Annotated in this window: 7 protein-coding genes; 4 read left to right on the top strand and 3 right to left on the bottom strand. The window is 64.0% G+C overall.

Annotated elements, in window-relative coordinates; translation table 11 throughout:
* Positions 1-158: 158 nt before the first annotated feature.
* A complete protein-coding gene (locus HY921_03585) occupies positions 159-2,009 on the bottom strand; it encodes a hypothetical protein (GenBank protein ID MBI5629950.1) in 1,851 nt (616 codons plus the stop codon).
* A 173-nt stretch (positions 2,010-2,182) separates the two neighbouring features.
* Here HY921_03585 and HY921_03580 point away from each other — a divergent pair, with 173 nt between their 5' ends.
* Positions 2,183-3,013 carry a FecR domain-containing protein gene (locus tag HY921_03580; protein MBI5629949.1) on the top strand — a complete coding sequence of 277 codons (831 nt, stop codon included), beginning with the start codon at positions 2,183-2,185 and terminating at the stop codon, positions 3,011-3,013.
* Between the two features lie 4 nt (positions 3,014-3,017).
* Here the strand turns inward: HY921_03580 and HY921_03575 are convergent, their stop codons facing one another.
* Positions 3,018-4,550, bottom strand: coding sequence for a protein kinase (locus tag HY921_03575; GenBank protein MBI5629948.1), 1,533 nt, complete (start codon positions 4,548-4,550; stop codon positions 3,018-3,020).
* 36 nt (positions 4,551-4,586) lie between these two features.
* On the opposite strand from HY921_03575, the gene HY921_03570 reads away from it, so the two are divergent.
* On the top strand, positions 4,587-6,011 hold the full coding sequence (locus HY921_03570; GenBank protein MBI5629947.1) for an aldehyde dehydrogenase family protein: 1,425 nt from the start codon (positions 4,587-4,589) through the stop codon (positions 6,009-6,011).
* Positions 6,008-6,838 (top strand): deoxyribonuclease IV, encoded by an 831-nt coding sequence (locus tag HY921_03565; GenBank protein MBI5629946.1) that lies wholly within the window; start codon positions 6,008-6,010, stop codon positions 6,836-6,838. The genes HY921_03570 and HY921_03565 overlap by 4 nt, the downstream gene beginning before the upstream one ends.
* Here the strand turns inward: HY921_03565 and HY921_03560 are convergent.
* Complete coding sequence (locus HY921_03560) at positions 6,831-8,105, bottom strand: response regulator (protein MBI5629945.1); 1,275 nt, start codon at positions 8,103-8,105, stop codon at positions 6,831-6,833. The genes HY921_03565 and HY921_03560 overlap by 8 nt on opposite strands.
* Positions 8,106-8,129: 24 nt before the next feature.
* Here HY921_03560 and rsmD point away from each other — a divergent pair, with 24 nt between their 5' ends.
* Positions 8,130-8,723, top strand: coding sequence for a 16S rRNA (guanine(966)-N(2))-methyltransferase RsmD (rsmD, locus tag HY921_03555; GenBank protein MBI5629944.1), 594 nt, complete (start codon positions 8,130-8,132; stop codon positions 8,721-8,723).
* The last annotated feature ends 233 nt before the right edge of the window (positions 8,724-8,956 follow it).

The raw sequence follows: 8,956 nt of genomic DNA, 5'->3' as shown, positions 1-8,956 counted from the left end.
ATCGGCCGAAGATGGGCCTGCCTGAAGGGCCGGGGCACTTTTGGGCTGCGACTTCGTCTCTCGTCACTCACATACCGCTGCGGGTATGCTCGCTCCTCGATCCTCGTCTCGCTCCAAAATTGCCCCGGCCAGTTGGTCATATTATTCCATTGCGAGCCCTAAAGCCGTTCAAACAAGGACACGTCGCCGAAGTCGGGGGAGCTCCAGCGCCCGAGGGGGCAAAAACGCCTCGAAACGCGCTCCAAGGTTTTCCGTTCCTGGACTCCGGCTTCCGGATACCATGCCGGGCTCCAAATGAAGATATAGCGCGCGCGGGCGCGGTCGAGGAGTTCGAGCCACCCCTCGGGCGTCTCGGCCCATAGGGCGCCGGGGTAGTCCACGGCGCGGGAATGCACGACCACGACCTTGCCGCGGGGCGGCAGGCCGAAGAGGGGGAAGACGAGCTCGTTGTAGTTGGCGGCCACGGTTTCCCCGGCCTTGAGGCGGCCGTTGAGCTCGGCCCAGGCCTTGGCCAGCGGCCCGTACTGCCGCGAGTAATGCTCGAGCGCGTCGATTTTCCCGCGCCGCGAGAGCTCCTGGTGGGCGAGCCAAAGCCCCGTCTCCTTCCCGGTCGCGGCCAGGACGCCGCAGCAGCACCAGATCACCCCCAGGCTCCAGCCCAGGCGCGCCGCGGTTCTCCATTGCCCCGGCGCGCGGGCCAGGAGCGCGGCCAGGCCCGCGATGGCCAGGCAAGGCAGGAAAATCACGTAGCGCGGCTCGCGGGTGGGATGCAAAAATAGGAACAGGATCGCCGTCGCCGGGATCATGGCCAGGAATAGGCGCAGGTCCGGGCGGCGGCGCTTTACGGCGAGCCAAGCCGAGCAGGGCAGGAGCGCCCAGGCCGCGGCGAACAGGGGGCCGAAGCCGTTTTCCGCGGAGTAGCCCACCGAGCCCTTGAGGGTTTCCCGGAAAGGATACCAAAGCCATTGAACTTTTGTGGCCACGAACCAGCGCTCCACGGCCACGAGCAGATGCTCTGTCTCCGAGATTCCCGGAAACAGCGTGATCCCGGCCACGCGGATGGTGTAGGGGAATAGGGGGTTTCCCGTTGAGAGCCAATTTCTGATGTATACCGGGCAACCCCAGATGAGAATCACCATTCCTAAGCCTGCGGCATTCTTGGGAGATATCCTCCTCCACGTTGCGGTCAGCGGGATGAAGAGCGGCGCTAGAAAGTACACCGTGGCTTTCGCCCCCAGCGCCAGGGCGAAGGCCAGGCCGAAAAGGTAGAGAAGTGCTGTGCGCTTCTCCCGGGCGTAGGCTTGGATTGCCGCCGCGGCCGCCAGCCAGAAGGAGGCGTAGAGGAGATCCACGTAGGGAATCCCGACGTGAATGAGAGCGATGGGAAGAGACGCGAAGGCGAGGGCGCAAGCCGCTGACCAAGCCCGGCCGGCCAGAAGCCGGCCCAAAACGCAGCCTGAGGCCGCCAGGATTGGAAGAGCCGCCAGCTGGAAGATCTTGGCCGAATCCATGCGCCCGCCATCCAGGACCGATAGAGCGGCCGCCAGGAGTTCCCCGTTCCAGGGGGAATAGCGGTTGGACCCGAACCAATTCTCCAGGGAGAGGTTCCCCTGGGAAACCCAGCGGTAGATGATGGGCATGTGGTAGCTGAGCCCGTCCCAGGAGAGGACGGGCAGGGCCCAAGCGAGGCGAATTTGGAAGAAAATGACGCCGGCCAGGGCCAGGAGCGCGGGCCAAAGCGGCCAAGGCAGGGAAGGGAACCTCTCGGGGGGGGCTTTTGGGGCGCTGAGCGCGGCGGCGGCATGGCCCGACAGGGCCAGGAGGCACCAGGCTCCAAGAGGAGCCGGGCGCAGAATACCCAAGGTCCCGCAGAGCATGGCCCCCAGGACCAGTTCCGCGGAGGCCGCCAGCCCCGCCGCCAGGCAAGACTCGTCGCGCTCAAGACTCAGGCGCCGGCGCGTCGCCGCGTAAGCCGAGGCCCACAAACCCGCGGCCACAATCCATCCCATCTAAAAAAGCTCCAGGGCTTCTTGGAGGAAATCGCCGTGGAATGCTATGTAGAGCAGGAGGACCAGCCAGAAGAGGACGACGCAGGCCCGCCGCATGGGGGCTATTATACGAAAACATCTCTTCATGATTTCTTCTTGTTTTACGCGGAAATATTAGATAAGGTCTTAGCACCATGAAAAACAACTTTTCATTGTTGCTTGCCGCGGCCATGGCATTCGCCATGGCCGCTACCTCCCGCGCCGAGGACGGCTCAGCGCGGGGCTCCGCGGCCGCGGTCATTGCCCGCGTTTCCGGAGAGGTCCTCTACATGCCACAGGGCGAGGCCTTGCTGCCGGCCAAGGAAGGCCAGAAGCTCCAGACCGGCGACGCGGTCGTGGTCAAGGAGGACGCGAACGCCGTCATCGTTTTCTCGGATGGCTCCAAGGTCCAACTGCGCGAGAGCTCCTCATTTCGCGTGGAGAAGCTCCAATCCAAGTTGATCGAGGTTCGCCTCAACAAGGGTGTCCTGGAAGGCTGGATCTCCAAGGTCAAGGGGACCCTGTTCTCCGGCAGGGTGTTCAAGACCAGGACCCCCACCGCCGTCGCCGCGGTCCGCGGCACGGAGTTCCGCGTGAGGGTGAGCCCTCAGGGCCTGACCACCTGGGATCTCTTCAGGACCGAGACCCCGGGAGGTTTTGCCGTAGCGCCCTTGGTCCAGGCCAAGCCCTCCCAGCCGGCCGAGGAGGGAATTCCGGTGGCCTTGAAAAACGGGGAGCGCCTCGTGGTCGAGAAATCCGCCGGCGGAGGCCAGATCATGGCCGCGCCCGCGCCCATACCCCCGACAGAAACCCCCGTCCGGGTCGAGGACGCCCCCGCGGTTCTGGCCCCGCCGCCCGATAATACGACCACCAAGGAAGAGTTCCAGGAGTCGGTAGCCGCGAAGCTGGAGCCAGACTCGACGACAACGACGGAGACCAAGCCCTCTCCTTTGCAGAACTTGACGGCCAGCCCCTCGTCTCCGTAAAGAGTCAGAGCAGGCCGCTCGAGGGATTCGAGACCAGGACTTTCTTCAAGTCGGCTATGAATTCCCGCGCCGATCCATGGCGTTCCAGTGGCTCGGGGTGCAGGACCTTCGCCATCACGAGATCGAGCTCCGGCGGGAGGTTCGGGAGCGTCGTGGAGAGGGGGCGGAAAGTCCTCTGCATTTTTTGGAAGTAGGCCTGGCCGTCGCCGAACGGCCTCTTGCCGGACACCATCTCGTAAAAGCAGACCCCTAGGGAGTAAATGTCCGATTCCTTCATCCCGGGCCGCCCGCTTTGCTCCCTCTCGGGAGCCATGTAGGCGGGGGTGCCGATCGGGGTGTCTGGCTTGGGAGAGGACGGGGGAAAGTGCTCATGGCGGGCGATGCCGAAGTCCATGACCTTGGCCGCGGCCCCGTCCACGATGATATTGGAGGGCTTGAGGTCCTGGTGCGTGACCCCTTTCTCATGGGCGTAGTCCAGGGCCTCTGCCACCTGCTCCGCCAGGCACAAGGCCTCAATGGGGTTGAGTGTAAGTCTCAAATTGATGATCCTGTTGAGGGGCTGGCCGGAAACGAACTCGAAGACCAGGAACAGCCCCTCGCTCTGTTCTAGCACGGTGTATATCTCCACGATGTTCGGGTGCTTGAGCCCCGCCACGGTCCGGGCCTCCCTCATGAACTGTTGTTTCTGCCAGGGGTCGTGGGCGATGTCCTCGCGCAGCTTCTTGATCGCCACCTTGCGCTGGAGGGCCTTGTCGAGGGCCTCGTAGACGATCCCCATCGCGCCCTCTCCTATCTCGCGCATGAGCCTGAACCCGGATGGCCTGGCGCTGTCCTTGGCCGGGGTCTCCAGGGAAAACCCCAGCCTGTCGAAGCGGCGCATGGCGGGCCTGGGCTTTGGCTCGGCGGCGTCGGCCCAGCGGTACAGAACGAAGGCGAAGAGGATGAGGGGCACGCCCAAAGCGGCCAGGAACATGGCGCTGACGGGCGAAAGGATAGAGGAGGAAAGCCACTCGCCCCTTTGCCCCTCCAGGGCCTGCCGGTAAAGCCCCCCAAGCTGTGGATCGATGGCCGAAGCTTGCCTCAGGTCGGCCAGTCCCTGGCTCGGGCGTTGGAGGCTCTCCCAGGCGCGGGCGCGCGCGGCCAGGGCTTGGGCGTCCTTGGGGTTCAGGGCCAGCGCCTCGTTGGCCTCTGAGACGGCCTCCAAATAGCGGCCGAGGTCGATATGGATGAGAGCCAGAATGTCGTGGGACCAGGCGTCGCGGGGGTTGATCTTGAGGGCGGAGGTCGCGTCCTCGAACGCCTTCTGGTATTTCTTGCGCGAGCGGCGGACCATGGCCCGGGCCCGGTAGGCGAGCCAATGCTTGGGGTTTTTCTCGATCGCAGCATTCAAGGCCTTCTCGGCGCGGGGGGCATCTCCCAAGTCTATCTTGAGGCTTTCCAGGGATGGATCGGCGTCCTGCGCCGCCAGGTTAGCGGCCGCGAGCAAAGCCCACGCCAGAGGCATTAGGGGGCGCACCGCCCATGAGTCTAGCCCCACTTGTGGATTCTGTCAAGAGGAGCTAGAATTCCCGGGATGGGGAAAATCGCCCTCAATATGACGGATGAGGCCGTGGCGCACAAGGCCGCGGCCGCTCGAGCGGCCGCGGCGCTATGGAGACGCTACTCCTTGAGCGAGAGAGTGAGCCTCCTGCGTTCGTTCTGGAAGGAGCTCTCCCGGCGCAAGGGTGAGCTCTACCGGATCATCCATGAGGAGACCGGCAAGCCCTGGGCCGAGATAGAGACCATGGAATTTTCGGTGGCCCAGCTCATCCTTTCCTACTACACCTCCAACGCCCACCGCATCCTGCAGGATCAGGCTGTTTGGCGTCCCGGGCTTTTTTTCAACAAGAGGACCTATACCCGCTTCATCCCGCGGGGCGTGATCGGGATCATCACTCCCTGGAACCTCCCGTTCCTCATCCCCATGGGGGATTGCCTTGCCGCTATTCTCGCGGGCAACGCCGCGCTTCTGAAGCCCTCCGAGTGGACCACGCGCACGGCCCTTTGGCTTGAGGAGGCCTTCGTCGCCTCCGGGCTTTTCCCGGAGGGGCTTTTCTCGGTGGCGACGGGGGATGGGAAGGTCGGCGAGCTCGTGGTCAAGGCCGCGGACATGGTGATGTTCACTGGCTCCAGCAGCGCCGGCAGGCTCGTGGCCCAGGCCGCGAGCGCGGAGCTCAAGCCCTCGGTTCTGGAGCTGGGGGGCAAGCACCCCATGATCGTGCTCAAGGACGCGCCGCTGCGGCGCGCGGCCAAGGCCGCGGTCTGGGGAACCGTCGCCAACTGCGGCCAGCTGTGCGTGGGCGTGGAGAGGGTGTACGTGGAGAAAGAGGTCTACGAGCCTTTCGTGGAGGCGGTGCGCCGTGAGATGTCGGGCCTGAGGCAGGGTCTTGACGGCGAGGTGGACATCGGGCGCTTGATCTATCCGCCCCAACTCGAGAGGGTCCGCGAGCACCTTGAGGACGCGCGGGCCAAGGGCGGCAGAGTGATCGGCGGAGAGATCCTGGACGAGGGCAACCTTCTCGTCAGCCCCGCCTTGGTGCTCGAGGCCGATCACGGCATGAAGGTGATGACCGAGGAGACGTTCGGCCCGGTCATGCCGATCATGAAGGTGGACCGCGCCGAGGAGGCAGTGAGGCTGTCCAATTCCGGCCCCTGGGGCTTGGCGGCGAGCCTCTGGACGCGGGATTTGGCCAAGGCCGAACATTTGGGGGCGGCGGTGGAGGCGGGGCTGTTGAGCGTCAATGACCTCTTGAGCCATTACGCGGTCTGCTCGCTTCCCTTCGGCGGCATCAAGGCGAGCGGAATGGGAAAGCGCCATTCCGACGAGGGCCTGCGCCAATTCTGCTGGTCCCAGGCCGTCTACATTCACGAATGGCCCGCCGAGACTCCGGAGCTGTGGTGGTTCCCGTACACCTCTTTTAAAACCAAGTTCGTCTCGTTGATCACACGGCTCATTTGATTTTAGGCATCCATTGTTCGGTCTTGGGGGGTTTCGATTCGGCGCTGCGCCACGCCGAGGAGTTGGGCTGTCGGGCCCTCCAAATGCTCCCTTGCCAGCGCCACCTCTCGCCCGAGGCGGCCGAGATGGCGGAATTTCGCCTCGAACGGGCAAAAGGGCCCGTGCGCCATCTCTTGATCCATTCGCGGTTCGTGCCGAGCCTGGCTTCCAAGACCGGCGAGCGGCGCCTGCGCAGCGCAACACTTCTGGCGCGCGAGCTGTCGCTCGCGGCCGGCTGGAACGCCCAATACTACGTGCTTCACGCCGGGGCCTATTCTCCCGGCTCCTCTTTTAAGGAAGGGGCCGCTTTCCTGGGCGAAAGCCTGGACAGGGCGGCCCAGGCCGGCGGACGGGTCGTTCCGGTACTCCTTGAGAACGTCCCCGGCGGCGGCAGGCGCATGGGCGGGACCTTGGAGGAGTTGGCCGAGCTTTTGGAGGCCGTTGCCAGGCGCCTACCAGGGGCCGGGGTCTGCCTCGACACGGCCCACGCCTGGGCCGCGGGGCATGAGATAGCCGGGGCCGAGGGCATGCTTGGGTTCCTGAGCCGGGCCCGCGGTTTGTTCGGCGTCGCGGCCATACGGGCCTTCCATCTCAACGATACCCGCGCCCTCCTGGGCTCCCATAGGGAAAACCACGAGCATTGGGGCCTGGGCCATCTGGGCCCAGAGGGCTTGAAGGCTCTTCTCGGCAGCCCGGAACACGATAAAGCCCTGGGAATACTCGAGACCCCGAGGGACGAGGGCTGGGACCTGAAAAATTTGGATTATATTCGCCGGGCCGTCAAATAGAGACCTTGAGGCCTTCCCGGCCCATGGCGCACTGCAGGTCGTAGCCTTTTTCGGCGATGATCTCTTGGCTATCCGCGGCGATCCGGTCGAGGTCGGCGTCCTTATACTGCTCGTCGTGATGCAATAAAATAAGGCGTCGGATCGCGTTGCGCCCCGCGAAGTGAACGGCGCTGTCGAAGCTGGAGTGGCCGTGGTTTCTCAAGGTCCGGTAGTCCTGGGGCGTGTAGCGGGCATTGTGGATGATGAGATCGGCTCCCGCGCAGATCTTGCTCAGCTTCTCGTCGTAGTCCTGCATGGCCGTGGCGTATTCCCCATAAATCTCGCTGTCCGGGCAGTAGACGAGCTTGCGGCCTTCCAGCTCCAGCGCGTAGCCCATGGTGGTGCCGGGATGGTTGGCGTAGAACGAGGAAATCGATATTCCGGGGAGTATCTCGTAGGTTTCCTCCCTGAGCTCGTAGAGCTCGATTTCTGCCTCGAGGGACGCATCCCCCAGGGAAAGCTCGAAGCTTTCCTTGACCATATCCGCGAGTTCCTTGTCGGGATCGCGCGCCGCGCCGATGTGCAGCTTGTAGTTGGGGGAGTGCGCGCAAGCGAAAGCCCCCAGGCCCTCGGCGTGGCCGGGGTGGAAATGGGTGAGGAACATCCAGAGCTCCTTGGGGCCACCCTTCTTGACGAGGTGCTCGCCCAGGGGCTTGAGTCCGGTGCCGCCGTCGAATATCAGGAAGGCATTCTTGGTCTCCACGCTGAGACAGGGGGTGTGCCAGCCGTAGGCCGAGGGGGAGGCCGCTTTCTTGGCCGAGTGGCTGCGGCAGCCCCAGACCGTCGCCTCGAGAACCGGCTGGGGCGCTGAAAGAATCTGCGCCGCCGGAGCCCCGCCCGGCTGGGGGGCGGCCTTTTGGCTCCTGCCCAGGACCTCAGCGACCTCCTGGGCGAAGGTCTCCACGTTATAGGGTTTCTCGATGAAGAGGTCTGCCCCGTACTGGCGCGCGCGCTCCTTGTCCGCCTCGAAGGATTTCCCGGAGACCATGACGACCTTGAGGGCGGCGAGCGCGGGGTCCGTCTTGATTTTGTGGCAGAGAGTGAGGCCGTCTATCCCAGGCATGAGGATGTCCAGAAGCACCAGATCGTAGCGGCTTTTTTTCAGGGTTTCGAGCGCGGCCAGGCTGTCGGTGAGAAGGTCAGTCTCAAAGCCGCCCTCGATGAGGAGCTCTTTAGAGAGTCCCCCGGCGATCGCGTCGTCGTCCACCACCAAAACCCTGCCCAACATAAGTTTATTCTATAATATATATCGGTGATGCGAATCCTGGCCGGCGATTTGCGGGGCCGCAAGCTCAAGAGTCCCAAGCACGGGCACGTGCGTCCGATCTCGGCGCGCATCAAAAAGTCCCTTTTCGACATCCTCGCGGGGTTTCTGCCCAATGCCAAGTTCCTGGATCTCTTCGCCGGAAGCGGGGCCGTGGGGATCGAGGCCTTGTCGCGAGGGGCGCAGTTCGTCTGCTTCGTGGACTTAAGCCCCCGCTGCGTGGAGTCGCTGCGCCGGACCTTGGAGGCGATGGGGCTTTCCGGAAAGGCCAAGGCCGCGGTAGGAGACGTCTTGAAGGATCTCTCCTGGGTCCCTTTTCGCTCGGGCTGCGGGGAGTTCAATCTTGTGTTCCTGGGCCCGCCCTACAAGGACGAGGAAAAAAGGCCGCTCGCCTATTCCAGCCTTGCTCTGCGGCGCCTCTCGGAGGCGCGCCTCCTGGCTCCGGCGGGGTTGGTGATTTGCCAGCACCACGTCAAGGAAAACGTTTCCCCGCCGGAGTCCTTCGAACTTTTCCGGCGCGAGAAGTACGGCGACACCTACCTTAGTTTCTTCCGGGAGAATAGGGCGAGCCCTCAGGCCTGAGGCCCTGTCAAGTAATAATATGATCAATTTGTCCGAGCGATTTTGGAGCGAGACAAGGATCGAGGAGCGAGCATACCCGCAGCGGTATGTGAGCGACGAGCGACGCGGTCGCAGCCCAAAAGCGCTCGGCCCCTTCGGGGAGGCCCGAGCTTGGCCAATTTCTTCGTTGCTCCTCGGTCACATAGCTGCCGCTATGCTCCCTCGTCGCGCCTCGAACTCGTCTCAAGCTCGGG

The organism is Elusimicrobiota bacterium, from assembly GCA_016218575.1.
GTDB lineage: Bacteria > Elusimicrobiota > Elusimicrobia > UBA1565 > UBA9628 > JACRDN01.
Note: the sequence above shows the minus strand (reverse complement) of the source record. Positions and strands in the feature narration are given on the sequence as shown.